This is a genomic window from Pseudomonas sp. MF06569 (assembly GCF_059862735.1).
Genome location: NZ_JCBCUZ010000030.1, coordinates 35,421 through 60,619 on the forward strand (window position 1 = coordinate 35,421; position 25,199 = coordinate 60,619).

At 61.1% G+C, this 25,199-nt stretch carries 19 protein-coding genes and 1 pseudogene; 8 read left to right on the forward strand and 12 right to left on the reverse strand.

What is annotated here, in order from left to right; translation table 11 throughout:
- From AC19YQ_RS21330 to AC19YQ_RS21375, 10 genes are all read right to left on the reverse strand, one after another.
- Positions 1 to 804, reverse strand: a complete 804-nt coding sequence (locus AC19YQ_RS21330) for a hypothetical protein (RefSeq protein WP_133079437.1) — start codon at positions 802 to 804, stop codon at positions 1 to 3.
- Positions 785 to 2,491, reverse strand: coding sequence for a GspE/PulE family protein (locus tag AC19YQ_RS21335; protein WP_133079436.1), 1,707 nt, complete (start codon positions 2,489 to 2,491; stop codon positions 785 to 787). The genes AC19YQ_RS21330 and AC19YQ_RS21335 overlap by 20 nt, the downstream gene beginning before the upstream one ends.
- Positions 2,492 to 2,575: 84 nt before the next feature.
- Positions 2,576 to 3,106, reverse strand: a complete 531-nt coding sequence (locus AC19YQ_RS21340) for a response regulator (RefSeq protein WP_133079435.1) — start codon at positions 3,104 to 3,106, stop codon at positions 2,576 to 2,578.
- 218 nt (positions 3,107 to 3,324) lie between these two features.
- Positions 3,325 to 4,278 carry a peptidylprolyl isomerase gene (locus AC19YQ_RS21345; RefSeq protein WP_339475702.1) on the reverse strand — a complete coding sequence of 318 codons (954 nt, stop codon included), beginning with the start codon at positions 4,276 to 4,278 and terminating at the stop codon, positions 3,325 to 3,327.
- Between the two features lie 13 nt (positions 4,279 to 4,291).
- A complete protein-coding gene (locus tag AC19YQ_RS21350; protein WP_500595884.1) occupies positions 4,292 to 5,842 on the reverse strand; it encodes a cytochrome c/ABC transporter substrate-binding protein in 1,551 nt (516 codons plus the stop codon).
- A 9-nt stretch (positions 5,843 to 5,851) separates the two neighbouring features.
- Positions 5,852 to 6,487: an SCO family protein gene (locus tag AC19YQ_RS21355; RefSeq protein WP_133079432.1), complete on the reverse strand. Its 636-nt coding sequence runs from the start codon at positions 6,485 to 6,487 to the stop codon at positions 5,852 to 5,854.
- Positions 6,484 to 7,140 (reverse strand): SCO family protein, encoded by a 657-nt coding sequence (locus tag AC19YQ_RS21360; RefSeq protein WP_133079431.1) that lies wholly within the window; start codon positions 7,138 to 7,140, stop codon positions 6,484 to 6,486. Before AC19YQ_RS21360 ends, AC19YQ_RS21355 begins: the two co-directional genes overlap by 4 nt.
- Before the next feature lie 13 nt (positions 7,141 to 7,153).
- A complete protein-coding gene (locus AC19YQ_RS21365; RefSeq protein WP_500595885.1) occupies positions 7,154 to 9,082 on the reverse strand; it encodes a cytochrome D1 domain-containing protein in 1,929 nt (642 codons plus the stop codon).
- 87 nt (positions 9,083 to 9,169) lie between these two features.
- A complete protein-coding gene (gene mnxG / locus AC19YQ_RS21370; protein ID WP_500595886.1) occupies positions 9,170 to 14,986 on the reverse strand; it encodes a manganese-oxidizing multicopper oxidase MnxG in 5,817 nt (1,938 codons plus the stop codon).
- Between the two features lie 201 nt (positions 14,987 to 15,187).
- The gene (locus tag AC19YQ_RS21375; protein ID WP_133079428.1) at positions 15,188 to 15,805 is read right to left on the reverse strand and encodes a lytic transglycosylase domain-containing protein; all 618 of its coding nucleotides are present in this window, start codon (positions 15,803 to 15,805) and stop codon (positions 15,188 to 15,190) included.
- A 193-nt stretch (positions 15,806 to 15,998) separates the two neighbouring features.
- Here AC19YQ_RS21375 and gspG point away from each other — a divergent pair, with 193 nt between their 5' ends.
- The 5 genes from gspG to AC19YQ_RS21400 all read left to right on the forward strand — a co-directional run bounded on the left by gspG (position 15,999) and on the right by AC19YQ_RS21400 (position 19,820).
- Positions 15,999 to 16,433: a type II secretion system major pseudopilin GspG gene (gspG, locus tag AC19YQ_RS21380; protein WP_500595887.1), complete on the forward strand. Its 435-nt coding sequence runs from the start codon at positions 15,999 to 16,001 to the stop codon at positions 16,431 to 16,433.
- Between the two features lie 14 nt (positions 16,434 to 16,447).
- Entirely contained in the window at positions 16,448 to 17,635 is a 1,188-nt protein-coding gene (locus AC19YQ_RS21385; RefSeq protein WP_133079426.1) for a type II secretion system F family protein, read from the forward strand.
- Between the two features lie 437 nt (positions 17,636 to 18,072).
- The gene (locus AC19YQ_RS21390; RefSeq protein ID WP_500595888.1) at positions 18,073 to 18,705 is read left to right on the forward strand and encodes a hypothetical protein; all 633 of its coding nucleotides are present in this window, start codon (positions 18,073 to 18,075) and stop codon (positions 18,703 to 18,705) included.
- Positions 18,706 to 18,726: 21 nt separating this feature from the next.
- Positions 18,727 to 19,335: a helix-turn-helix transcriptional regulator gene (locus AC19YQ_RS21395; protein ID WP_219262771.1), complete on the forward strand. Its 609-nt coding sequence runs from the start codon at positions 18,727 to 18,729 to the stop codon at positions 19,333 to 19,335.
- Between the two features lie 296 nt (positions 19,336 to 19,631).
- Positions 19,632 to 19,820, forward strand: coding sequence for a hypothetical protein (locus AC19YQ_RS21400; RefSeq protein ID WP_500595889.1), 189 nt, complete (start codon positions 19,632 to 19,634; stop codon positions 19,818 to 19,820).
- A gap of 127 nt (positions 19,821 to 19,947) precedes the next feature.
- Here the strand turns inward: AC19YQ_RS21400 and AC19YQ_RS21405 are convergent, their stop codons facing one another.
- Both AC19YQ_RS21405 and AC19YQ_RS21410 read right to left on the reverse strand, forming a co-directional pair.
- On the reverse strand, positions 19,948 to 20,430 hold the full coding sequence (locus AC19YQ_RS21405; protein ID WP_500595893.1) for a GNAT family N-acetyltransferase: 483 nt from the start codon (positions 20,428 to 20,430) through the stop codon (positions 19,948 to 19,950).
- Between the two features lie 45 nt (positions 20,431 to 20,475).
- A pseudogene (locus AC19YQ_RS21410) lies at positions 20,476 to 20,907 on the reverse strand (GNAT family N-acetyltransferase); the annotation flags it as partial.
- Between the two features lie 204 nt (positions 20,908 to 21,111).
- Between AC19YQ_RS21410 and AC19YQ_RS21415 the strand changes: the two are divergent.
- The 3 genes from AC19YQ_RS21415 to AC19YQ_RS21425 are packed head-to-tail and all read left to right on the forward strand — an operon-like array spanning position 21,112 to position 24,907.
- Positions 21,112 to 22,530 (forward strand): FAD-binding oxidoreductase, encoded by a 1,419-nt coding sequence (locus tag AC19YQ_RS21415; RefSeq protein WP_500595890.1) that lies wholly within the window; start codon positions 21,112 to 21,114, stop codon positions 22,528 to 22,530.
- 54 nt (positions 22,531 to 22,584) lie between these two features.
- Positions 22,585 to 23,529, forward strand: coding sequence for a LysR family transcriptional regulator (locus tag AC19YQ_RS21420; protein ID WP_500595891.1), 945 nt, complete (start codon positions 22,585 to 22,587; stop codon positions 23,527 to 23,529).
- A 49-nt stretch (positions 23,530 to 23,578) separates the two neighbouring features.
- Entirely contained in the window at positions 23,579 to 24,907 is a 1,329-nt protein-coding gene (locus AC19YQ_RS21425; RefSeq protein WP_219262768.1) for an MFS transporter, read from the forward strand.
- The last annotated feature ends 292 nt before the right edge of the window (positions 24,908 to 25,199 follow it).

The following is a 25,199-nucleotide window of genomic DNA, read 5'->3' on the forward strand; positions in this document are numbered from 1 at the left end:
TCAGGCCACCGCCCTGGACATGGCATGCAGGCTGTCACGCACGCCCGTACGGTCCTCATCCAGGGAACAGAGCTGCACACCCGGCACCTCGGGCGCAGAATCCAGGCGTGCTGGCGCATGCAGGTAAACGTTCAGTGGTCGCTCGTTGCTGGAGGCTTGCAGCTGGATTTCACGGCTGATCAACGCACTCAGTGCGGCATCGCTGTCGCTGCTGCCCACCGAACGCACCGCCACCCATCGCCCTTCTCGCGCCAGGAGCAACACGCTGCGCACCGGTTCGGCCACGACAAAAAGGAAATCATCCGTACCCAGGCGTTTATCGAAGTGATTGAACGCGGCCATCAAGTACGGCTGGACCGAACTCAGGCGCAAGCCACGCCCGGCGACCAGGCTGCGCAAACGCTCCAGCAGTGCTTGAGGCAAGGCGGCCGCAATCCGGTCGTAGCCTGCCGGTTCGGCTGACAGCACCAGGCTCCAGGCTTGGCTCTGGGCGCCGTAGAGGTCCTCGAAACACAGTTTGGCGAACCCCAGCAGTTCATCGGGACGGCTGATCTGCTCGCTCCAGGGCACCAGGCAAAAGCGGCTGAAGTGCCCGGAAATCACCACCCGCAATTGAGCCCCGCTCGCCGCATGTTCGCCCAGCAGACGGTCGAGGGTTTCCAGGGCTACCGCCCAGGCATGAAAACCCTCGTCGATAAAGCCGACGCTGCTCAGCCACCGGGTTTCGCCGCCCAGGCACTGGCCCAGGCCGACACCACTGGCGCCGACCACGGCCACATACTGATCACGAGATAAAAGTGACACGATTGATCTCCTCGAGCGTGGTCCGCCCTTCCATCACCAGTTCCAGGGCAGACTCGCGCAGCAGGCGCAAGCCACGGCTACAGGCCACGGCCTTGATTTTTGCAACGGGCTGACGCTCGACGATCATTTGGCGCAGTTCATCGTCCAGGTGCAGCAACTCGGCAATGGCCGTGCGCCCGCGATAACCGGTGCCCCGGCAATGGCCGCACCCCTTGCCGTGGACAAAGTTGTAGGCAGCCACCTGTTGTGGATCGAGGCCGGACAGTTGCAGCTCATCGGCACTGGGCTGATACGGCGTGCTGCACGTGGCACAGACCAGGCGGATCAGCCGCTGGGCGAGCACCGCGTTAAGGGCCGAGACCAGGCTGTAGGGATCGATTTCCATTTGGGTGAATCGGCCAATCACGTCAAACACGTTGTTGGCGTGGATGGTGGTGAACACCAGGTGCCCGGTGAGGGCTGACTGCACGGCGATCTGCGCGGTGTCGGGGTCACGGATTTCACCGACCATGATCTTGTCCGGGTCATGGCGCAAAATCGAGCGCAGGCCCCGGGCGAAGGTCAGGCCTTTTTTCTCGTTGACCGGAATCTGCAGGACGCCCGGCAGCTGGTATTCCACCGGGTCTTCAATGGTGATGATCTTGTCCACGCCGTGGTTGATCTCGGTGATCATGGCGTAGAGGGTGGTGGTCTTGCCGCTGCCGGTGGGACCGGTGACCAGCACCATGCCGTAGGGTTCGGCGGCCAGCCGCCGCAGCTGGCGCAGGGTTTCATCGGCGAAGCCCAGGGCCTGCAACTGTACGCCGCTGACCTTGTCGGCCAGGTCCTGCTTGTCCAGCACCCGCAGCACCGCGTCCTCGCCGAAAATGCTCGGCATGATGGACACCCGAAAGTCGATCTGGCGGCCACTGATGCCAATCTTGAAGCGGCCATCCTGAGGCACACGCTTTTCGCCGATATCCAGTTCGGCCATGACCTTGACCCGGGAGATCACCTGTTCGGCGAACTCGCTGCCCTGAATCTTGCTGATGTTGTTCAGCACCCCGTCGATCCGGTACTTGATGACCAGGCCGGCCCCGGTAGTGCCCAGGTGGATATCGCTGGCGTGCATTTTCAGCGCGTCATACAGGGTCGAGTTGACCAGCTTGACCACCACGCTGGCATCTTCACTGATGCTGGTCAGGGACAGGCTTTGCAGGTTGTCGCTTTCGACATGGGCATCGGCCTGGGCGTTGAGCGATTCCACGGCATGAAAGCTTTCTTCATGACGGGCCAGGTAGGCCTTGAGGTCATCGGCATGCACCAGGTACAGCGGCGCGCCGTGGAGGCAATCATCGATCCAGGCCAGGCGCGCAGTATCAAAGGGATCGGCAAACACGCCAATGACCGTTTCGTCATGGCGCAGCAGCATGAATTCGCGTTTCAGGCACTGGGCCAGCGTGACCCGATCGAAAATCGGGGTGGCCTTGAACAGGGTGTCGGTATCCAGAACGGGGTAGTGCAACGTGCGGCCGAGGCATTCGATGAAAGGCATGGGGGCCAGTTCACAGAGTACCCCCAGGGCTTCGAGCACCCGTTCGCCGGAGGTGACGGCAAGGGCGCGGGCCTGGGCCAGTTGTTCACTGGAGAAAGGAGGCGGTACGCAGTCCAGCAGTGCCGGTTCCACGGCAAGGGATAGACGGTCCATGGCTTGCTCTCCAACGCCGGGGGCTTGACGCCCTGTCGACGCGGCGAGCAATTGCGGCCTGGACCGGAACGGCTTGTCGCGCCACTACTTCCCGGTGAGCAAGCGTTCGTCGTCTTGGGCAAGGGAGGCCGGTGTTCGTCGGCGATCCTCCAGCACCCAACTGCCGTCGTACAGCTGCAGCGGGAAACTTTGATTCCTGTTCTTGCGTCGTTCGACGAATCCTTCAGCGCGTGGGTGGCTGCTGCCCGGTTGGTCCTTCACCTCTAAAAGGTCAAAAATTGCTCGTGCCAGTTCTGCCAATGGAAACGGTTTGAACAGGATATGACTGACCCCACGCTGGCGGGCCCGATCACACACTTCAGTGGTGGGGTGCCCGGTAATCAGTACAAAGTGGCATGTCCTGTTCTGGCGAACGGTATCGAGAACTTCAAAACCTTCCATATCGGGCAAGCGGTAATCGAACACCACCACATCGGGTGCAAAAACCTCGGCTACACCAATGGCCCTGGCACCTTCATGCGCTATCTGGACTTCCAGCCCCTGCGCCTGCAGATAATCCTGCAGGTTTTGCGCAAGCAGCTGTTCGTCATCAACAACCAGTACTTTGTTCACCAAGGTGGACTCCTCGTAACAGCAGGTCCGAGTATCAAGCCTGACGGAGTGCTCACCTTACTTAGGCTTGAGCACACTTCATGCCAGGCAGCACGCAGCGCTTTGGGCTGCTGTATCTGCTTGAAACTCATCATAAAAAATTATCCCTGTTACTCCATCCCCCAAAGGCGGGGACGTGTACGGGTGTGGCTTGAAGCTTTTCCCCACTTTTGGGGCCAACTTCAGTAATTGTCAGTGCGCTCGATGCGGTTGCGCGACCGTAGCTGCTCCAGGACCTGAAGGCGCGCTTGCGACTGTTGCTGTTGGGCGAGGTAAGTGCGAACCATTGCAAATCCCTGCTCCTCTGTGACATCAACTGCATCCAAGTGGTTCTGCAAATAAATAAGATGCCAGCCCACCGCAGTGCGTACCGGTTGGCTGATGTCGCCAACGGCCATGGCAAAGGCCACCGCGTCGAACTCGGGCAGCATGCGCCCCTTGGGAAAATAGCCAAGATCACCGCCTTCGCTGGCGGACGAACCTTCGGAACGGCTTTTGGCAACGTTTGCAAAGTCAGCGCCCTGAGTAATTTCCCGACGTACCTCTACCAAGCGTAGACGCGCAGCCTCGATTGTGGCGGCGCTAGCACCCTGAGCCACCTTGATCAGGATATGCCGGGCATGGACTTGCTCCGGCCGATTCATCTCGCTGCGGTGTTCCTCATAAAAAGCGCGGACCTGCTGATCATCCGGCGCACCGACGGTTGTCAGTTCGGCAAACACCTTCTGGGCCGCCAGTTCGCGGCGGGTGTACTCGGTATAACTGGCCTCGTCGAAACCCGCGTCGTTGAGCCTGCGCGCAAACACTTCGGACCCGCCCACCGCAGTGCGCGTCTTCTCGACCTGGTCGTTCACCACCGCATCACTGATCACAACGTCGCGCTTGACGGCCTCCTGCCAGAGCAATTCCTTGTCAATCAGGGCGTCCAGTGCCTTTCGCCGTAATTGCTGATACGCCTTGGGGTTGCGAATATTGCCCACTGCCCGCCCCTGGTCTTCCAGGTACTCGGCGAAATAACGCTCGAGGCGAAATGCGGGAATTTCCTCGCCATTGACCCGTGCCACGACAGGCTCGTTGCTACACAGCGCCGCGGGGCCCCAGAGGGTCAGCAGGATCAACCAATTATTGAGTTTCATAAGGGGTCTCCGGTCAGGGCATCGCAGCAACGGGTTTATAGGGGGCTACCAGGTAAAAGCGCTGGTCCGGCAGTTCCAGTGCGACCACATGGGCCCCATTGAGGCCCAGGCGGCGGCCGGGACCGAAGCTGATCTGCGGCGTCAGCCCGGTGGCAAAGTCATGCAGCCCTTCCAGGGCACTGACCAGTTTTTCGCGACTGGCATCCCTTCCGGCCTGCTTCATGCCCTCGGCGAACAACAGCATCGAGCTGAAGGCGCCTACTTGCACAAAGGCATGCTGCCCACCCAGGCCCTCGGAATCGCGCACCTGCGTCAGCGCCAGGCGTCCGGCCGGGGTCCAGTCACTGGGTATGAAGGGGTAGGCAATAAACACCCGGCGGGAAAACTCGACGGGGACCTGGAACAGGTCCCCCGCCACCTGTTGCGCCGTGGCAAACAGATAAGGCGCCTGCCCTGCCCCCTGAAAACGGTTGGCGAGGCTGCTGAAACCGCCACCGCTGCCCAGGTAGAAAACCGAACGGCAGCCCGAGGGAAACGACTCTTGCGCAGGGTCGTAGGCCTGCACATGAACGTCCTGCCAGGCGTGAGCCTGTAAATAGAGGCCAAGCTCGTCCGCGGCCTTCTGCTGTCCGGGCGCACCGGAGTAAAGGACCCACGTTGGCCCCTGCAACGCCACAAGCTCCTGGCTGGCAAAGTCGGCCAAGGCAATCAACTGCTCGCGCAACCCCGGCAAGGGCTCGAAAATCAGCCTGCTGGACTGGCTCGTGCCGAGCAGCGACAACGCCCCTATCAGTGGAACGCCGGCCTGCTCCAGATGGCGTGCAAGCTCGGTGTCGAGTGCCGGGGCCAGGGGCGCAATCATCGCGAAGATCTGCTCCTGATCAATCAGCCGGTCCAGCGCCTGCCCGGCACTGGCGCGGTCCGGGCCAGGATCGAGGATGGTCAGGCGCAACTGGCGACCATGAATGCCCCCAGCCTGGTTGATTCGCTTCACAGAGCCATTGAGCACCCCGGCGATGGTGGCGGCCTCTTCGGCCAGCGGTCCTTCGGAAGGCAGCAACGTACCCAGGGTGATGCTGTCGCCCTCGAGGCCGGGATCACGATCGTCCGCCACGCGCTTGAGATAAGCCGTGAGATTGCGCTGGTCGTTGATCGACAGGACGAACTGCGGCATGGCCGGGTCGAGCCGATTGCCGCCGGGGTCACGGCCTTCCTGAATGGCCCGGGCCAGCGCACCGTCCGAGTACGCCGGGTAGCTGCGGCCATTGATTTGCTGCTGGCCATGAATGCTGCTCAGGCGCGACCAGCTCAGGTCTGGCGGTCGTACACCCCCCTCCGGGCGCCCGAGCCCGTCGGCGCCGTGACAGTTGGCGCACGGCAAGCTGGTGGCGGGCAACAACATACCGGCGGCGCCGACCCTGGCCATGATCGGTTCACCACTCGCCGACACTCCTTCACGGTACAGGCGCTTGCCGGCACTTTCAGAGGGGGTCAGAGGCAATGCCTGGGCACAGGCAATTGCGCCTGTGAGCAGTAACATTGCAAGGGCGAGTGAGGTTTTCATGGGGCACGCTCAACGCCCGGCTACAGGCATTGTCAGCAGCTGCAAGCGCTGGGCAATGGCCGCCGCCGGGGCATCGGGGCGGATCTTGCTCCAGCGTTTGTTGGCCACATCACCGACAATCAGTTGCGTGGAGTGTTGCTCGGGGGTTGGCACGATCTGGCCAATGCGCCCCAGTACCAACTCCATCTGCGCCTTGTTGCCGGTCAAAAAAAGCCAGTGGGGATCGTCGACCCCTTGTTTCAAGGTGTAAGCCTTGAGCACCGCCGGTGTGTCACGCAGCGGATCACTGGTAAGGGAAATGAAAGTAATGCCATCGGCCTTGTCCCCCAACACCTCACGCACCTCCTTGAGCTTGCGGGTGATCAACGGACAGGCATCGTTGCAACTGGTGAATATCACGTTCAGCAACACCACACGGTTTTCCAGGGCGTCGCTGTAGAAGCGCAGGGTCTGACCGTTCTGGTCCAGCAAGGGAGTGTCGGTAAACCAGGTTTTGGCATCACGGGTGCCCGTGGTCGGAGGGGCTACAGCGGCAACCGCCGCAGGTGCTTCAGAGGCTGATTGCGAGTGCCCTTCGTGGGCGAGCGTCACGCTGCTGAACAGGCAAACGCACACACTCAAGGCCATGCGGTCGAGGATTTTCATGGCTGCTGCTCCATTGCAACGGCGGTGTGTTTGGCATGGGCACCGCGCTGACCCCTGAGTTTTTCCACTTCGTGGATCAGCACCGCCGGGTCAGTGAAACCGTAAAAACGGGTCCAGTGCCGGCTATTGCCGTCGCCCACCAGAATCAGCGGTGCATGATTTTTCAAGTCGCCGCCGAACGTACCCAACCCCTTGAGCGTGTCATTGACCGACTGGGTCGAACCCGTCAGCCAGCTCCAGCCCGGCCCGCTCTGAAAGGCACGGGCGTATTCATTCAACCGGCCGCTGTCGTCACGCTGCGGGTCGATGCTGATGGAGACCAGTTGCACTTCGCTGCCCACCCGCGCGCCCAGCTGTTTCTGCACCTTGCCCATGATGGAGGACACCACCGGGCAAACCGTGGTGCAGCTGGTGTAGATGAAACTCATGACCACGATTTTGTTGGCCACCAGATCCGGCTCCAGATGGACCGACTTGCCGTTTTGATCAACCAGCGCGACGTCGGCAAAACTGACTGGGGCGCCCTGGGTGCTGGCGGGGGTCGCCGTCATGTCATGGCCGGCATGTTCATCCGCCGAATGGGCCTGGGCCTGGCCGATACCGCAGGCCAGCAGCCAGAGGGTCGTTAGAGCACAATGGGCAAATCGGTTCATGTCGATTTCCTCTTCAATGAGCAGCGCCGGGAAGTACCCGCACGCTGGCAAAAGTCTTGTCGTCGAAGCCCGCGCCAAGGGAGGCTGCGCGCACATGCAGGTACCAGGCACCTGGCTGATCGAGGGTCAGCGGGACTTCGTAGACGCCCTCTCCCACCTCCCGCGCCGCCACCGCCTGTGCCCGTGAGGACGGCGCGAGGAAGTAGCGCACCTGGACATCCCCGACCCCGCTGCGCCGGGTTTTCTGCTTGCCCTGAACAATGCGAAAACGCACCACGTAAGGGCTGCCAAGGGGCGTCGTGGAGGTATCGAGCATGAACTCGACCTTGGGCACACCCGCCACCCGGCTCGCCTCTGTCGCCGGTTCTACATCCGCCGTGAAGCAGTGGATGATGTTCGGCTGGTTGAGCAGGAAGGCCACATCGAAACGTCCGGCGGGGGGCAGCTTGATCCGCGCGCTGTAGAGCCCCGGCGAGACTTCACGCAGGCTGCGGTCAATCACCAGCGCGGCCCGCGCCACTTGCCCGCGGTTGGGGTAGCCGGACATCGGGGCATTCATGCCCTCGGCGTAGAAGTAGGTGGTGTTGTCCACCGGGTTGACCACGAACACCGCATTGTCGTCCCTCGACACCGCCAGGCTTGAAGCCAGGGGCAAGTCACCGGCCAGGCGCGGCGCCTGTGGGCCTGCTTCGAAGCCCTGGGTGATCGGGGTACGCCCTTCCCCGAGCGACGCGAGGTTGATCATCGTGACCTTGGCCGATGCCAGGCCCCGGATGTAGGCATAGGCCTTGGTGAACACCACTTGATAGGGTTCGGCGGACACCGCCACGTCATGGATCAGCGAATCGTTGCTGGCATCGATGACCGACGCCTGGTTTTCCAGGGTATTGAGCACAATGCCAAAGCGTCCGTCGGCGCTGAAACCCATGGGCCCCAGGCCCTGCTTGAGCCTGATGACCCGGCGTACCGCCAGGCTTTGGGTGTCGACCACCGTCACCGTACCGTCCTTGCCATCCGCTACATAGACGGCCTGGGACAGTGGCGAAAAGGCGATCGACAACGGGTGTGAGCCGGTCTTGAGCTGCTTGCTCAGGGTCAGGCTGGCGATGTCGATGATGCTCACCGTGCCGTCATCGCGGTTGCTGACAAACGCATGCCGGCTGTCCTTGCTGAACGCGATCTCATGATGACCGGCGCCAGTTGCCAAATACTTGAGTGGCTTGAGGCTCTGCGCATCGATCACCGTGACCCCGGACTGCTCGCGGGCCTTGGCGTTGTTGCCCACCCACAGCAGGCGCTCGTCCGGTTGCAGGGCCACGCGCACCGGGTTGCTACCCGCCGCAACCGAGTCGATCAGCTTGAATTGCTCGCTGTCGATCACCGCCACTGCATCGGCTTTGGGCATGGACACAAACACCCGCTTATTGTCTCTGGGCGTGATCCAGTCCATGGGCGGCTGTTTCAGGTCGATGCGCGATAACGTACTGGTGATCCCCCCCACTGACACTTGCGGGTCAACCACCGACACACTGGCATCACGATTCATCACCATCAGGAAATAGCTGTTGAGATCCAGCAGCGGCCGGGCGCCGATGCTCGACTTGAGAAACACCCCGACTCGCGACTTGCAGCTGTGCTCACGCCCCTGGGCCAGGTCGGCGGCAACGGCCTGGGGGTCGAGCCAGGCACCCGGTGCAACCCCCGCCAGAGGCTGGCCAGACGTGGCGTCGGTGATCCGGAAACGCACATCGGCGAACTCACCTTCACGCAGTACGCCGTCTTTGGCCAAGGGTTGTACGTTCAAGGTGACGGTCACACCGTCACGCACCAGCGTTTGTTCGCCCTTAGCCTGTGGTTCGGCCGCCCAGCACACGCCCCCCAGGGCGCACAGTGTTGTTGCGAGCATCCACCCACACACACCGGTTCCAATGGCCTTGTTCATTGTCTTTCTCCCCGTCAAGTTCCCGCATGCCGCCCCCCCTGAACAGCAGGAGCGGGCTTGCTCGCTCCTGCTGATACGCACGGCCCGTCAAGGCGTCGGCGCAGGTTCCAGCTCATTGGATACCCGTAACAATCCCCACAACCCGGCGGTGTTGCCGTAGGCGGCGTAATCCCGGAAGAGGTAGTCCCCCGGTATTGCATTGATGCCCCCGGCACTTGGGTGCATGAAGCTGAAGTGCGCCGCCGGAAGGACGCTTTCATGGGCGCCGATGTACATCGACATCGGGTTCAGGCCAAACCGTACCGAGCCCACGCCAGGCGTACCCATCGGATAGCCACCGGTGTCGCTTTTTTCCGACTGGAACGGGTTGACTGACCACACGTGTCCGTCGAGCTGGAACGTGCTGCCACGACTGCCGCCGGTAGGCATCAGGATGTGGGTGCGGAACGGTTGCCCCGGTTTCACATAGAGCACAGGGGTTTGCGGATCGCCTCCCACCAGGGCGTTGCTGTACGCCATGTGCGCATTGGGCACGTCAGCGTAGCCCCCGCCTTCTGCGTGGCCGAACGGTGCATCGGGGGCCAGCCCGAAGCGGTACCACAGCGGTTCGGCCTTGTAGTTGATCGCCATGCTGGAGTTGTCCTGCGGATCCGTAGGCACTCCCAGGCCTTCAGCCGCAATACCTTCCACTGGCCGACCACCCGCCCAGCGGATATTCAGGGCTTTTTGCCAGACCATCGCAAAGTCGCGGTAAACAGCCTGGCCCGGCGCAGTCACGCTGGCATTGACCTTGCGGACATCGTCAACCCAGGTGGCCCCCACCGGCAGGATGCTCATGGCACCCCCCAGACCTTTCTGCGGCTGCTTGATCACATCCGACGGGGTGAAATTCAGCCCGCCAAACTCCACGGCCGTGGCGTTGATGTTGTCGACGCTGCGCCCCAGTTGCGTGATCGGCTTGCCTTCGCGCTCCAGGTGACCGGCGTAGTACTGATAGGTGCGGGTCGGGTAGGCACCGCTGTTGCCAGCCCTGGGAGCCACGGTCTGCACCGGGTTCGCCCCCACGTTGGCGCCATCGGACTTGGTGATGTCATACGCCAGCAGTTGCGCATGCAGGCCAACATGGCTGGACGGACGCATCAGGTTGTTGCTGAAGGTGCTCGAGCCGTCACTGCCATTTCGATCACGTTTGACCACACCCTGCATCACGGCGGTCTGGGTCAGGTCGGGCATGACACTCGGCAGACGGTTTTCCAGTGTGATGTTGATGCAGTCCCCGGCCGTTGCGCGCAACACCAGCGGCTCGACGGGCACGCCGGGTTTGAGCTTGCCGCTGACCGGGTCCAGGTCGGCCTTGCGTACATAGAGGATGGCGGTCGGGTCATGCAGCGGGCCGCTCTGGCCGCCGATGGTCATGGTTACCCCCTCCTCGGGATCGGTCACAGTGACACGGGGGATACTCACCGGCCGCGAGTTGTACACCAGGGTCCCGCCAGCGGGTTTCAACGGCCCGCCCACATGCTGGCCAATGCCTGCCGGATCGCCGAGGGTCAGCCCCAACGGATTGCCGAGGATGTCGTTGGCCAGTGCGGCGACGACTTCATAGTTGCGCTGCACAGTGGGACGGGTACCGATGCCATTGGGGTTGGCGCTGATTCTTGGGCACGAGCCGTCGAAGGCCACGGTGTTGCGCATACCGGCCGGTTTCGGGTTGTTCGGCAGCGCAAACAAGTCGGTACGCTGGGCGGTGTAGTTGCGCATCACACCCCAGATCCCGCTCCAGTAACCTTCGATCGAAGCGTCCATCGAGTACAGGTAATCCCCGGTGGTCGCCGCCGAACTGGACAACATCGAGATCGGCGCGATAAAGCCCATTTGCTCGGAAATCCCGATCATCTGCGAAGCGCGCCAGCCGGAGTTGGAGCTGTTGCCGAAGCCCGAGCCGCTTTGCAGCCACTTCACGCCGTGCAGCGTCACGTTGTGCTCTTCTTCATGACCACCGGCATGCACCCGCAGCCGCACATTGTCACCCGTGTAAGTACGCAGCATTGGTGTGAACGGGTCGCCCGGTTCGGCGCCACCCCGGTTGATGTGCGGCGGAAACAGGGTGGTGCCGCCGGTTGGCCCGGTGGCGGACGTGATCAGGTTGGGCGCCAGGTTCATGGCCGGAATCGCCCGGTCGGTGCGGCTTTGCAGCGCATACGAGAGGTCGCCGCCCAGGCCGTCCGCCTGCATGCCACGCTTGCCGTCGGGGCCGACCTTGTTCGGGTCGTAAACGCGCAACGCCAGCGGTTCATTGCGGTAATTGATCACGAACATGCCAGGGTCATCCACGGAGATGGCCTGTGGGCATGGACGCGTTGGGCAACCCGCGACCCGTCCGCCCTGCACTTCGACAATGCCTTCAAGCAAGCTGCTGGCATTGCTGCGCACCGGCGGGTTGATGGCGTAGCGGAAGCTGTCCGCAGTGGCCGGAAACGCCTGGGGATTGGGCACGCCATTGGGCCCTGCGCCCACATACACACCGGCTTCATAGGCGTGCTGGAAATCGCTGTATTCGAGGAAGAACTCACGGAAGCTGTCGTTCTTGCCATCGCCGTCCAGGTCACCGGTGGACACCACGGCTTGCCACGAGGTCGGCCCGCCGTCCTGACGCGCGCCGCTGAAGAGAGGCTCGCCGGTTTCGGCGTGGAACCAGGTGGAACCGGCCGGTTCGGCCAGCACGGTGGCGTACAGGCCAATCTGTTGATGGGTCGACGGGCCCAGGTGGTCGTGGGTAAAGATGGTGCCCAGGCCACGGTCGATGCCTTTGATATTGACCACAGGGTCGACAAACCAGCGTTGCATCGCGGTGCGCGCACCCACCCAGTCAGCCCGGCCGAACTGGCCGAAGTAAGGGTGATTTTTGGCTTTCGGACAGGCTGGGGTGCCATCACGTACATCGGCCCCAGTGCACTGGTTGAAGGTGCGGATGGCATGGATGCGTTCCTGCACGGCGCCGGGGGAAAGCACACCGTCTTCGTAGTTCCAGCCGTTGGCCGAGCCGTCTGCGGCAGTCAGGTCCCATTTAGGCAAGTGGATGTGTTGGCCAATGACGTCGGTGGGGGTCCGGACCTGATAATCGTCCATCTCATAGGTGGCCGGCACCAGGTTGGTCTGCTGGTACTGCACGCAGTCAAAGGTGTTCATGCGCATCACCAGAGGTTCTGGCGGACGCTGCTTGGTGATCACCGGCCAGGCGTCTTCCCACAAGGCCAGAATGCGCGCTTGCGGAAAATGATAGCCAACCTTGTTGTACACCGCGTCGAACTGAATATTGGCTGCCTTGTAGATCCGTGGACGATCCGCAGTAAAGGTCGAAGAGCCGGTGAACGACATGCCGTCCATGCGCTCGCCGCTATTGAACTCGCCGGTCCCGGCGGCGCTGGTCAGGCGTTTTTGCCGATCATCCATGCACGGTTCGTAATACGGCGCGCCTGCAATGGGCAACGCGCCGTTGGTGCGGAAGTTGCGCGCGACGACTTGCTTGCCGGGCAACAGGGCAAAGCTGGGGTGGTCTTTTTTCGCGTGGAAGGCCATGGCGGCCTGTTCGACCTCGGTGCCCTCCTCAGGCATGTAGATCGGCTTGGCCCGCGTCACTTCCTTGGAAAAATCCAGCGAGGTCGTCACGGTGTGGGCCTTGCCTCCAGCAGAGAAGCCGGCCAGGGAGTGTCGTCCCAGGCCGCCGTCCCAGCCGCCCGACTGAGCCGGGTCGAGGTTGGCCCACAACGCCTTGCCGCTGTTTTTCAGAGTCTGGGCCTTGCCCGCGTCGAGCATGTCCAGTGGCGGGGTCGGTGGGCGTTGGCCGACCGAGCTTTCCATGCCGCCGATCCAGAACGGATAGCCGGGGTTTTTCAGGCTGCCGTCAGCATTGCGGTTGGCTTCACTGCGATCCACCAGGGCCAGAGAACCAATGGCCTGGGCACCGCCACTGCGATGCACGCCGTCGTCATCATCGTCATCGTCCCCGGCAGCGACCAGGGTCTCGCTGATTCTGGGTACTACAGCCACTTTGCCTGGCATCGGCGCCATTGCCTTGCCGGGCAACGGCACCACGGCAGGAATCGGGGTGCCTGCCACGATCTCTCCATCGGGCAATGCGCGGGCACCGGCTGCGGGTTTGCCGCTGCGCAAGGCAAAAGGCGTGGTGTGATAACCGTCGCTGCCCTGTTGTGACACTTCCAGCCGGGTGCCTTCTTCGAACACATCGTGCACCCGCCACATGGCCCACATGCCCTGGGCAAAGTGCGGGTAGAAGTGGCAGTGATAGATTGCATCACCGGCAACACGGTTGCGGTTGCCCGAGCCACCGTTGGCAATTTCGTAGGTGTAACCGGCGCCCGGGCCAATCCCCTGGGCGTCTACATAGTCGGAGTTGTCATCGTTGGGGTTGAACAGCCATTGATGGCCATGCAAGTGGAAGATGTGTTGCTCATGCCCGTTGTGGGTATTGCGAAACTTGACGAAGTCACCGATGTAGCTGTGGTTGACGTTGGACGGCTCGGAGGGGTACAGCGCCATGCTCGCCTTGACCCCGACTTGCTCGGCACGGGGCACTTCGCCGGGACGGATGTTCTCCAGCCCGACGTTGGCCGGTACGTCCACCAGCATCGCCACGTCGCCGACGGTGTGCGAACTCAGGAAAAACTCTTCGTACGCGCAAGACAGGCAGTCGTGCATCGGCCCGACCCCGAGCCGGTTGGCGACCACTTCGGCCCCCATGCCGCCAGAGCCATAGTTGATCATGAACGAGTCCCGGGTTGGCTCCAGTACATGGGCCATGACCGGGTCTGCCCAGTACGCCGGAAAGGCTTGGGTGACAGCGGTTTCGTCCTGGAACTGCGAGGCAAAGTCACGGAAGGGTTCGAGACGGTTGGGCAACGCCGGATTGCGTTTGCCGATGGACTCCAGGGGATAGGTCGCAGGCGGGAAACTGCCGTCGGCATTGCTGCCCATCACGATCGCATCGCTTTCGCTGGAGATGATTTCATTGCCATCGACCATGTTGATGATCGGCGTACCCGCCTTGCCTTCACGGATCCAGGGCTGGCGCTGCGGGTAGCGGGCCTGGTAATCGACAATCGGCTGGCCCGTCGGCGTGCGCCCGCTGGAGGCCAGGCGCATTTCTTCTTCCGTCACGGTATTGCGATAGTTGCGACCGCCCTTGGGCATCACCACCACTTCCCCGAACAGACCGTTGGCCACGTTGCCTGCATCCCCTTCACCACCGAATGTGGCGCCACGGCTGCTGGCGGCGAAAGCGCCTTCGCGCTCGGCATACAGCGTGTAGGTGCGGGTCGCTCCGGGGGCAACCAGGGTATTGGCGTTGCGTCCGGTGTAGGAGGAAATATCGTCGATACTGTTGACCGCTTGCAGGCCGTTGACCTGGAACCCCACATGGCGGTCAGCGACTTGTTCGTCAACCTTGAAGTTGTCGTTGCCGGCTTCGACTTCAACTTCGCCTTCTACTTCGCCCTCGTCCCCGTCTTCCTGGCTGCCGGGGTTGGCCTGGTAAGCCAGCAGGTTCTGCAAGTTGACGGTCAGGCAGTCACCGGCGGCAACCCGCAACACCAGCGGACGCGGGCGCTTGTCGGGTCGCAGCGAGACCTTGCCCGGAACTGCCGCCCCGCCCATGTTCAGTGGCTGGTCGTGGTCATCCACCACATCACGGCGCAGGGCGAACATCATGCCGTTGACGTTCTGCGCACCCAGGCGGTTGAACATCAGCGGCTGGTCCAGCGCGACGATATTGGCGACCAGATTGCGTTCACAACGTGCTGCCGCCTGGGCCGTTTCAATGCCGATCAGCGGCGTGACCAGTAACAGCAGGTTTAACAAGTGATGAGCGTGGGGAATGCCGTTCATGATCACTGATCTCACTGTTAGTGCTCAGGGAGTGATGCTCGCTAAACCTGGTACTGCATAGGCCATGCCATAAAAATTTGTATTAACTTTCAATTGCTTACGCTTTGAATCCGAGAATTCGGGGGAAATTCCCCACTCTTTCCCCACATTCTGCTGTGCCTGGGCGACCCAACAATCGGGGACACAGCCCCGACACCGGGCTCACAGCGGCGAGTCCGCAGGCAGCCCCTGCAAACGCCGGTACTGACGCAGGACGCTGGGCACATAACGCTGGGTTTCGGCAAACGGAGGAATCACTCCACCACGACTGAGCACGGCTTGCGGCCCGGCGTTGTAGGCCGCTACGGCCAGGGCAATATCGTTGCCGAACAGGGTCATCATGCGTTTGAGGTACTTGGCCCCGCCCTGAATATTGGACTGGGGGTCGTAGACGTCCGTGACCCCCATCTCCCGGGCTGTATCGGGCATCAGCTGCATCAGCCCGCCCGCACCTTTGGGTGATGTTGCCCTGGGATCGTAGTTGGACTCGTGCTGAATCACTGCGGACAACAGCGCAGCCGGTAGCTCATTGGCAGCCGCTGCCGCCAGCACCATCTCGGCATAGGGTTGTGCGGCAATCATCTGCGGCTGTTGATCGATGCCGGTCTGGGCCTGGACCTCTGCCGACTCGCGAATCACACGCTCATAGTGCCGCCCGGGGCGGTGAACGTTGGACAGCACGTAGCTGCCATTGGCATCCCGGGATACAAACACATCGGCGTGTACGACAGCGCTCATCAGCAATGCGCCAAGCAGTGTCGTGGTCATTGTCCTGGTCATTTCTACCTCCCCCGACCGGCCCCTGGAAATGGGGGTAATGCCCCAATGGGTGATCGCGAGGTAGCCCTATGCAAGCACCGCGCCGTAACGCACAAGGGCCGGTATACGGGGGTTACAGCCAGGTCTGGAGGTCTGAGCATGGCAATTGCATAAGCCTTGCTGGCGACTGTGCTGCCCACTGAGTGAGGTCATCATGAATCAGCGTATGTGTCATGCACCGCGAACCCAGCACGGGTTCACCCTGCTCGAATTGTTGGTGGTACTGGTGGTCCTCGGGCTATTGGCGGGCATCGTCGCGCCGAAGTATTTCGCCCAGCTGGGCCGTTCCGAAGTGAAAGTGGCCAAGGCGCAAATCGAGGGCCTGGGCAAGGCTCTGGATTTGTACCGGCTGGAAGTCGGCCATTACCCTTCCACTGAACAGGGCTTGCAGGCACTGGTCACCGCGCCCAGCGATGAAACCCGCTGGACAGGCCCGTACCTGCAGAAAAAGCTGCCCCAGGACCCGTGGGGGCGCAACTACACCTACCGCTACCCCGGTGAAAACGGTGAGTACGACCTGCTGTCCCTGGGCAAGGACGGACAACCCGGTGGAGAAGGCGAAAACTCCGAAATCACCAGTTGGCAATGACGGGAGTCGCAACCATGCGCTTTCATCTCAAGGCAGTGGGCAAAACCGGTGTGGTCTCGATGACCGTCGAGGCCCAGGGCGATAGCGAAGCCCGACGCATGGTCGAGGATCAGGGCATGCGCGTGGTCAGCCTGCAGGCCGAGCGCCGCTGGCGAGCGTGGCATCTGCATCAGCGCGAGACCTTCAACCTGGTGTTGTTCAGCCAGGAGCTGACCACCTTGCTCAACGCCGGCCTGCCGTTGATCGATGCACTGGAAAGCCTGGCCGAAAAGGAAAACGCCCCCCAGGCCCGTAAAACCCTGAGTGAGCTGGTTCGCCTGCTGTACGAGGGCAAATCCTTCTCACAGGCGTTGGCCCAATTGTCGGCGGTGTTCCCCCCGCTGTACGTTGCCCTGGTGCAATCGAGCGAGAAAACCGGGGCCGTGGGTGAGGCGCTGGGGCGGTATGTCAGCTACCGGCAACGCATGGACGAGGTTCGGCAGAAGATCGTCAGTGCATCGATCTACCCTCTCCTGTTGCTGGTGGTGGGCAGTGGCGTGGTGCTGTTCTTGATGGGTTACGTGGTGCCCCGCTTCAGCCTCGTGTTCGAAGGCCTGGGCGAGAATTTGCCGTGGTTGTCGCAGCTGCTGATGAATGGCGGGATGTTCCTGCACGCCCATCAGGGCGAGTTTTTCGGTGCCGTGGTGGCAATCATCGTTGCCATCACCTTCCTCCAGCGCCGACCGGCCTTTCGCCGGGCGGTTGGCCGACTGATCGAAAAAGTGCCGGCGGTCCATCAGCGCATCGTCATGTACGAACTGGCGCGATTCTATCGCTCCCTGGGCATTTTGCTGCAAGGCGGCATTCCGCTGGTGACGGCCATGGGAATGGTCCGTGGTCTGCTGACGGTGGCGTCCAGCCAGCGCCTGGATCAGGCCTGCGAACGGGTGCGTGAAGGTCAGTCACTGTCGGCGGCGCTGGAGCTCAATCACTTGGTGACGCCCGTCTCCCTGCGCTTGCTGAGGGCGGGTGAACAGTCCGGTAATCTGGGGCAGATGATGGAGCGCAGCGCCGACTTCTATGACGAAGAAGTCGGTCGCTGGATCGAATGGTTCGTACGCCTGTTCGAGCCCTTGCTGATGACCTTCATCGGCCTGCTGATCGGGGTCATCGTGATCTTGATGTACATCCCGATTTTCGAACTGGCCTCCAGTATTCATTGATCATCAAACCCCTGCCCCGCTCCGTAGCAGTCGTGAAATCGGCTTCCACGGTTGATCAGGCATACCGCATGCTCAGGTTTTGCGACCGCTACGTCACATTGGCGCACCATCTCGATCGCAGCCTCGTTCTACTCGTCAGCGACTACACCCGGGATGGGTGAAGAATCTGTAGTCGCTGACGAGCCGTGCGAGGCTGCGTCCGGCTGCGAAGCAGTCGTAAAGTCAGCTTCCACGGTTAATCTGGCATACCGCGTGTACCGGTTTTGCGACCGCTACGTCGCAGTGGCGCACCATCTCGATCGCAGCCTCGTTCCACTCGTCAGCGACTACATGAATTCCCCGCGACCATCGATCGGAATCGTACTGCAAATCCAATAAAAACATATTTTGATGCTTAAATTAATATTGTTGGATTATTCGACTCAGAGGGTCCTGCCATGAACATCAAGATTGCGATAGTGCTCCTGCTTTCCCTGCTTGCCCAACCGGCCTGGAGTCAGGCCAGCAACCCGCCCCAGACCAGCGCCACCAGTGCAACGGCGCTCACTACCCAAATGGCCCTTCGCGACCTGTGGGTGGAGCACATTTTCTGGATCAGAAATTATGCGATCGCCAATCAGGACGGCAATGCGGCACAAGCCGCCGTAGCGCAAAACGAGGTCGTCAGTAATGCCAAGGCCATCGCCAACAGCATTGCCCCACTTTATGGGCAACCGGCGGCCGACCAGTTGCTCACACTCCTCGCCGGGCATTGGGGGGCGGTAAAACATTACAGCGATGCACGGGTCGCCAACGACAAAGCCGGTCAACAGGCCGCAATCGCTGAGTTGTCTGAGAATGCCAAGTCGTTGGCCGCCTTTCTGGCCAAGGCCAATCCCTATTTGCCCGAGCCCACGCTGCAAGCCATGCTAAGTGCCCACGGCGCTCACCATGTGACACAGATCGAACAGCTGGCCGCCAAGGACTACAAGGGTGAGGCCCAAACCTGGGGCATGATGCGTACGCACATCCTTGCCCTTGCCGATGCGTTGACGGCGGGCTTGATCAAGCAATTCCCCGATAAATTTTGACTGCAAGCAGGAGCCGGACAGATGCTGGAAGGAATGGGGCGAACCCAACAGGACTTGTTGAAGGCATTGCTGTACTCACCTGCGGGAATGAGCATTGATGAGCTGGCCCACAGTCTGGGGGTGACACGCACTGCGATTCGTCAGCATCTTGCTGCGCTGGAGCGCGACGGTCTGGTCATGCGGGGCGCCACCCGGCCCACCGGGCGGCGCCCCGAACAGCTCCACCAATTGACGGACCACGCTAAGGAACTGTTCCCGCGCCAATACCCGCTGCTGGCCAACTTGCTGATCGATCAGGTCGCAGGTCTGCTCGGAGAGCAGGCGCTGTCCCAGTTGATGCAGGGCCTGGGCCGCAAGCTGGCCAGCGATCTTGAACCTGAAGTTGTCGATGAAGCGCGCATCGTTCAGTACATGAACCACTCGGGATACGAAGCGCAGGTGTTCTTCAGATCATCGGGCGAACCGGAGATTGTGGCCCACAACTGCATTTTTCATCAGTTGGCCAAAGCCCATCCCGTGGTGTGCGAACTGGACCTGGCATTGATCGGTGCCCTGGGCGGCGGCAAGGCAGAGCATCTTGAATGCATGGTGCGTGGCGGGCAGGTCTGCCGCTTTAACGTGGTCAGGTAAACCGGGTTGCAATCGGCAACTTTGCGGGTTATAAGAACCGGCCTGCGTACTTGACGCCACACTTCAAACGGCCATTCAACGACACGCCATCACAGCACTGTCGCGTTAGAGTCGCATTGGCAAAATAGAATGGTTATCGGTAGCAAGGGTTACTCATCGGATCCCGTAAGGGCTTACTTGATCTACTTACAAAGCAGCGCTATTCCTTACAACTGCCAACATAAAAAATAAAAAACAGGAATACCGTGATGCCTAGATTCGTGGTTGTCCCCGCAGTGCCCAAGGAGACGGGATCAATGCGCATTGGATCGCGCTTTTATTGCACCACCGGCCCGATAGGTTTCAACATTTATGACTGTGAGGCCCTGTGCAGGCTGCCCGAGAGCTATCCAGCCCGGGCAGACGCTGATGGCGCCTGTAAACAGCTCAACAGTGTGAGCCTGCAAAACATGATTGATGAAAGCGTTTACGCTCACTCGCCCTGACAGTGGTTTGCACTTGGGCATGACGTAAAACAGCTGAAGTGGGCTAACGAACTGTTCAATTAAAAACTTCAATTCAAATGAATACTTTAATTAATTCTAAGTATTCATTTGACTGAAGCAAGTGCGGTTAGTTGCGCACCGCACACGTCATGGTCTGGACTTTTATATGGGGGTGGCTTGCTAAAGTTTCCCACTCATCCATAAAAACGAAACCGTGTTTCAGGTAGAAGCTGGAGGCCCTTGCGTTGTCCGCAGATACGTCCAGATAAATGAACTCATGCCCGTCCTGCAACGCCTGGCGTTTGACAGCGCCCACCAGTTGAGCGGCTGCGCCAGAACCGCGAAAATCAGGTTCGACCCACATGGCGATCACGTTGTAACGGTGGCCCTGGATCACGGCCCCGATCATGCCAACCGGCTTGCCGTCCTTGAGGGCCAACCAGAATTTCGTCCCGACTTCTGAAGAAGCGCGCTCTTTCCACTGGGCATCGGTGTCATTGGCCGCCGTTTCATGGCTCACTCCAAACGCAGTGGGTGCGTCCAAAAGTGCCGCAAGGCGCACGTGCTTCAAAAGCATCCAGTCCCTGGTGTGCGTCAAGCGAATGACCATGTCCTTTCCTGATACGGGTTCACAAAGCCCTGGCCGATACTCGCTCAATGACTTTTCAAAACGCACATCACCCTCCGGCAGTTTTTCCACCACCTGCCAGCCCAGGCTTCGATAGAAGCCGCTGGCACGACTGGTTTCAGCGGTTTCAAGCCAGATGGTGCGGTGGTGTTGAAACAGGAATTCCTCGGCCCTGGCCATCAGACGGCGGCCTAACCCCCGCCCCTCGAACCCAGGCCGGACAAACGCGGCAAACACGCAGCCATCTTCAGCGTCAGCCATGGAAAACCCGACAGGCACACCCTCAACCTCTGCCACCCACACACACGGCGAAGCCTGGATTGCCTCCCGGATGGCTTGGGGCGTAATGCCCATTTCGCTCAACTGATCATGGGAGAGGTGGTTCTCCGTGACACTGGTTCGAATATCAAAGATGGCGCTGATGTCTGCCTGATTGGCGATTCTGACTGTCGTTTCCATGAACGGCTCCTTGTCTATCATCGGCCAGAGGGTATCTGCCCGGGCGGGTACAGCACAACAAGCGGCAAATCAGCCATATCCAAAAGAGATGGCACCATCTGAAATCAGCACTACAAGTGTGTACCAAAGGCTGCCTAAGATAAGTCATGACTCCTTACAAAGGCCGCCAGCTTCACGCGGCGCACAAAAACCGGAGAGTGCTTGATGTCCCTTCCTGCTGCCTGCGAACACCCGCCCCTGCCCGACATGTTGCGCGATCAATTAAGCGACTTGCTCGGCACACGATTCTCCACTTCGGCCAGCGTGCGCGAGCATCATGGCAGCGATATTTCCGCACTCGACCCCATGCCGCCGGATGCTGTGGCCTACGCCAACAGCCTGGAAGATATCGTCAGCATCAGCGCCGCGTGCTATCGCCACGATGTGCCGATGATCGCCTATGGCAGCGGCACCTCTCTGGAAGGCTGGTTACAGGCGTCCCACGGCGGCGTGAGCATTGATGTGTCAGGCATGAACCGGATTATCGATATCCGGGTCGATGATATGGACGCCACCGTACAGCCGGGCGTGACGCGCAAGCAGTTGAATGCCGCGCTGCATGGCACCGGGTTGTTCTTTCCGATCGATCCCGGCGCCGACGCGTCCCTGGGCGGCATGGCAGCCACGCGTGCCTCCGGAACCAACGCCGTACGCTACGGCACCATGCGTGAAAACGTGCTGGCCATGACTGCAGTGCTGGCCGATGGTCGCGTGATCAATACCGGTGGACGTGCGCGCAAGTCTTCCTCCGGGTACGACTTGACCCATTTGCTGGTGGGCTCGGGCGGTACGCTGGCGACCATCGCCGAGCTGACGGTCAAGCTGCACCCGATTCCTGAAGCCATTTCGGCCGCCGTGTGCCGTTTTCCGAGTGTCGACCTGGCCGTACGCGCGGTCATTCAGACCATCCAGCTGGGCGTGCCAATCGCCCGTATCGAATTGCTCGACGCCTTGACGATGCGAGCGCTCAACGCCTACAGCAGCACGCAACTGCGCGAAGCGCCCTCTCTGTTCTTTGAACTGCATGGTTCTGAAGCGGGCGTGAAGGAGCAGATCGAGACGGTGCGCATGGTCGCCGACGAGCACCAGGGGCTGGACTTTGAATGGGCGGTCCATCCCGAAGATCGCAGCCGCTTGTGGCAGGCACGGCATGACGCCTATTTCGCTTCCCTGGCCCTTCGTCCCGGTTGCCGCTCCCTGACCACCGATGCGGTGGTGCCGATTTCACGACTGGCCGAATGCATTGAGGCCACTGCGGCGGACCTTGCCGAGAATGGTTTGCTCGCCCCGATTTTCGGCCACGTGGGCGATGGCAACTTCCACGCGCTGATTCTGGTCGACCCCCTGAACCCGGACGAAGTCGAGCGCGCCGAAGCGGTGGCCCATCGACTGGCCGAGCGGGCGATTGCCATGCAAGGCAGTTGCACCGGCGAGCACGGCATAGGGCTGACCAAGCAACACTTTATGGCAGTCGAACACGGAGCCAACGCCGTGAGCGTCATGCAGGCGATCAAGGCAGCACTGGACCCCAAGCAACTGATGAACCCCGGGAAGATTTTCCCTCGCGGGCACTCGACAGGCTGACGCGCTGTACCATCATCGGCCCCCGTACATTCGAGCCCTGCAGGAAGCGCCTCAATGGAAATCCGCCAGATCAAATACTTTGTCGCCGTCATCGATTGCGGCAGCTTGTCCAGGGCCGCACGCCAGGTGCATGTGGCGCAATCGGCGTTGAGCAAGCAGATGTCCGCGCTGGAGGATGATCTGGGGGTGCAGTTGTTCCATCGCAGCCACAACGGCATCGTCGCAAGCGAAGCCGGCAAGGTCTTTTACGAATATGCCCAGGGCATGCTCAAACATTTGACCGACGCCCGTGCTGCCGTCAGCAGCAGTAAGGATCAAGTCAGCGGATCGATTACGGTGGCATTGCCACAAAGTGTCGCAACCATTCTGGCCATGCCGCTGATGCGCGCCGTGGCGGCCCGTTACCCACAAGTGGCGTTCCATCTCAACGAAGAGCTGACCGGGAACGTCATGGACCAACTGCTCCACGGTCGGGTTGACCTGGCCCTGTTTACCTCCCTTGATTTGCCCCCGCAGGTGCTGTTCAGCGCGTTGATCGAAGAAGATTTTTACCTGATACACCGGGCCAATGCGCCTGACGCACCACCCGCCGGGGAGGTCTCTCTGGAGCAGGCACTGGCCCGCCCCCTGGTGTTTCCCAGCCAGGCCCACGGTCACTGCACCCGCACCGTGGTCGAACACGCGGTAAAACAGCGCGGGTTGGCAGCGGGACAAATCGCAATGGAGGTCAATTCCGTACACATCCTCAAAAGTGCAGTCGAGGCCGGTATTGGCCACACCATCATGCCGCTGAACCTGGCCATGCGAGAGATCGGGGACGGCCGCCTGGTCGCCCACCGAATAGCCGCTCAAGGGGTGTCCCGAATCCTGGGCATCTGCAGCTGTGCGTCAATGCCCGCCAGCCATCTTAAAACCCTGATCAGCGAGCTGATCCGCGAAATCGTGGGGGGCATGTGCCAGAACGGTGACTGGCCAGGAGGTCGTGCGCTCGATCCGTAAGCCATGCCATTTCAACATCGCCCCTACAACAACAAGAAAGAGGCTCGAGATGAACACCTTATCGCCGCTCCCCGGTGACATGCCGGACCACGCACTGCATTCGGCCTACCGTAAAACCGCGTGGCGGGTCATTCCGCTGCTGATGGTCTGTTATCTGGTCGCTTATCTGGACCGGGTCAATGTCGGCTTCGCCAAGCTGCAGATGCTCGATGACTTGAAGTTCAGTGAAGCGGTCTACGGGTTGGGGGCCGGGGTGTTCTTCGTCGGTTACCTGATGTTCGAGATCCCCAGCAATATCGCGCTGCACAAATTCGGCGCCCGGCGCTGGATTGCCCGGATCATGATGACCTGGGGCCTGCTGTCGGCAGCCATGATGTTTGTCGAAACGCCCATGAGCTTCTACCTGCTGCGTTTTCTGATTGGCATCGCTGAAGCCGGTTTCTTTCCCGGGATCATTTTCTACCTCACCACCTGGTTCCCGAGCCATCGTCGCGGGGTGATGATTTCACTGTTCATCGCCGCCTTGCCGATCTCCAGCATGCTCGGCTCGCTGATTTCCGGCTTGATCATGCAAACACTCGATGGCGTGGCAGGATACGCCGGCTGGCAATGGCTGTTCGTGATCGAAGGATTGCCGGCAGTGGCATTGGGTGGCGCGGTGTTCTTCCTGCTGCGCGACCGCATTGCAGATGCCCACTGGCTCAGCAGCGAGGAAAAACGCGGCATGCAGGCCGCGCTGGATCGCGAAGCCAAGGCAAAAGCCCACCATTCAGTGCGCGATGGCTTGCTGAACCCGAAAATCTGGTTGCTGGGGGCGGTCTACTTTTGCCTGGTGCTGGGCCAATACGTAATCAGCTTCTGGATGCCGACCATCATCCGCAACAACGGTGTAGCCGAGCCCTGGGCAATCGGCGTGCTCAGTGCCATTCCCTACTCCGTCGCGGCCGTGAGCATGGTGCTGGTCGGGCGCAGCAGCGACCGTTTTCGCGAGTATCGCTGGCACCTCGCGATCTGCGCGTTCATCGGCGCTGGTGGCGTGGTGTTTGGCACCCTGTTCGGGGCCAGCCTGTGGTTGTCGATGATCGGCCTGACTGTCGGCACCGCGGCGATGATCAGCAGTCTGCCGGTGTTCTGGGGCATGCCCACCGCCGTGGTGGGGGGAGCAGCGGCGGCGGCAGGGATTGCACTGATCAACTCGCTGGGGAATGTCGCCGGTTTTTTCAGCACGATCGTGGTGGGCTGGTTGACCCAGCTAACCGGCAACACCCAGGCGGCCATGTATTTCATGGCCGGCGCCCTGGTGATCGGCGGGCTGTTGGGATTGAGCGTGGCACGTGCGCGCAATGAGCCGATTGTGCAGATGAAAACAGTGCCCTGAGCAGGCTCTGAGGCGGGGGCGATGCCATCGCGAGCAAGCCCGCTCCCACAGTGATCCTGCAGTCATTGACACCACGCAGCCTGTGGGAGCTGGCTTGCCTGCGATGCTGGCGACGCGGTCTGACAGCAAGACCCGGGCGATTCCATCGCGAGCAAGCCCGCTCCCACAGTGATCCTGCAATCACTGACACCACGCAGCCTGTGGGAGCTGGCTTGCCTGCGATGCTGGCGACGCGGTCTGACAGCAAGACCCGGGCGATTCCATCGCGAGCAAGCCCGCCCCACCTCAGCAT

Excerpts from the sequence above, each read along its gene's own strand:
- AC19YQ_RS21415 (WP_500595890.1), top strand. The coding sequence starts at position 21,112 with ATGTCCCTTCCTGCTGCCTGCGAACACCCGCCCCTGCCCGACATGTTG.
- mnxG (WP_500595886.1), bottom strand. The coding sequence starts at position 14,986 with ATGAACGGCATTCCCCACGCTCATCACTTGTTAAACCTGCTGTTACTG.
- AC19YQ_RS21385 (WP_133079426.1), top strand. The coding sequence starts at position 16,448 with ATGCGCTTTCATCTCAAGGCAGTGGGCAAAACCGGTGTGGTCTCGATG.
- AC19YQ_RS21335 (WP_133079436.1), bottom strand. The coding sequence starts at position 2,491 with ATGGACCGTCTATCCCTTGCCGTGGAACCGGCACTGCTGGACTGCGTA.
- AC19YQ_RS21425 (WP_219262768.1), top strand. The coding sequence starts at position 23,579 with ATGAACACCTTATCGCCGCTCCCCGGTGACATGCCGGACCACGCACTG.
- AC19YQ_RS21420 (WP_500595891.1), top strand. The coding sequence starts at position 22,585 with ATGGAAATCCGCCAGATCAAATACTTTGTCGCCGTCATCGATTGCGGC.
- AC19YQ_RS21360 (WP_133079431.1), bottom strand. The coding sequence starts at position 7,140 with ATGAACCGATTTGCCCATTGTGCTCTAACGACCCTCTGGCTGCTGGCC.
- AC19YQ_RS21350 (WP_500595884.1), bottom strand. The coding sequence starts at position 5,842 with ATGAAAACCTCACTCGCCCTTGCAATGTTACTGCTCACAGGCGCAATT.
- AC19YQ_RS21375 (WP_133079428.1), bottom strand. The coding sequence starts at position 15,805 with ATGACCAGGACAATGACCACGACACTGCTTGGCGCATTGCTGATGAGC.
- AC19YQ_RS21355 (WP_133079432.1), bottom strand. The coding sequence starts at position 6,487 with ATGAAAATCCTCGACCGCATGGCCTTGAGTGTGTGCGTTTGCCTGTTC.
- gspG (WP_500595887.1), top strand. The coding sequence starts at position 15,999 with ATGAATCAGCGTATGTGTCATGCACCGCGAACCCAGCACGGGTTCACC.
- AC19YQ_RS21345 (WP_339475702.1), bottom strand. The coding sequence starts at position 4,278 with ATGAAACTCAATAATTGGTTGATCCTGCTGACCCTCTGGGGCCCCGCG.
- AC19YQ_RS21390 (WP_500595888.1), top strand. The coding sequence starts at position 18,073 with ATGAACATCAAGATTGCGATAGTGCTCCTGCTTTCCCTGCTTGCCCAA.
- AC19YQ_RS21395 (WP_219262771.1), top strand. The coding sequence starts at position 18,727 with ATGCTGGAAGGAATGGGGCGAACCCAACAGGACTTGTTGAAGGCATTG.
- AC19YQ_RS21400 (WP_500595889.1), top strand. The coding sequence starts at position 19,632 with ATGCGCATTGGATCGCGCTTTTATTGCACCACCGGCCCGATAGGTTTC.
- AC19YQ_RS21365 (WP_500595885.1), bottom strand. The coding sequence starts at position 9,082 with ATGAACAAGGCCATTGGAACCGGTGTGTGTGGGTGGATGCTCGCAACA.
- AC19YQ_RS21405 (WP_500595893.1), bottom strand. The coding sequence starts at position 20,430 with ATGGTCATTCGCTTGACGCACACCAGGGACTGGATGCTTTTGAAGCAC.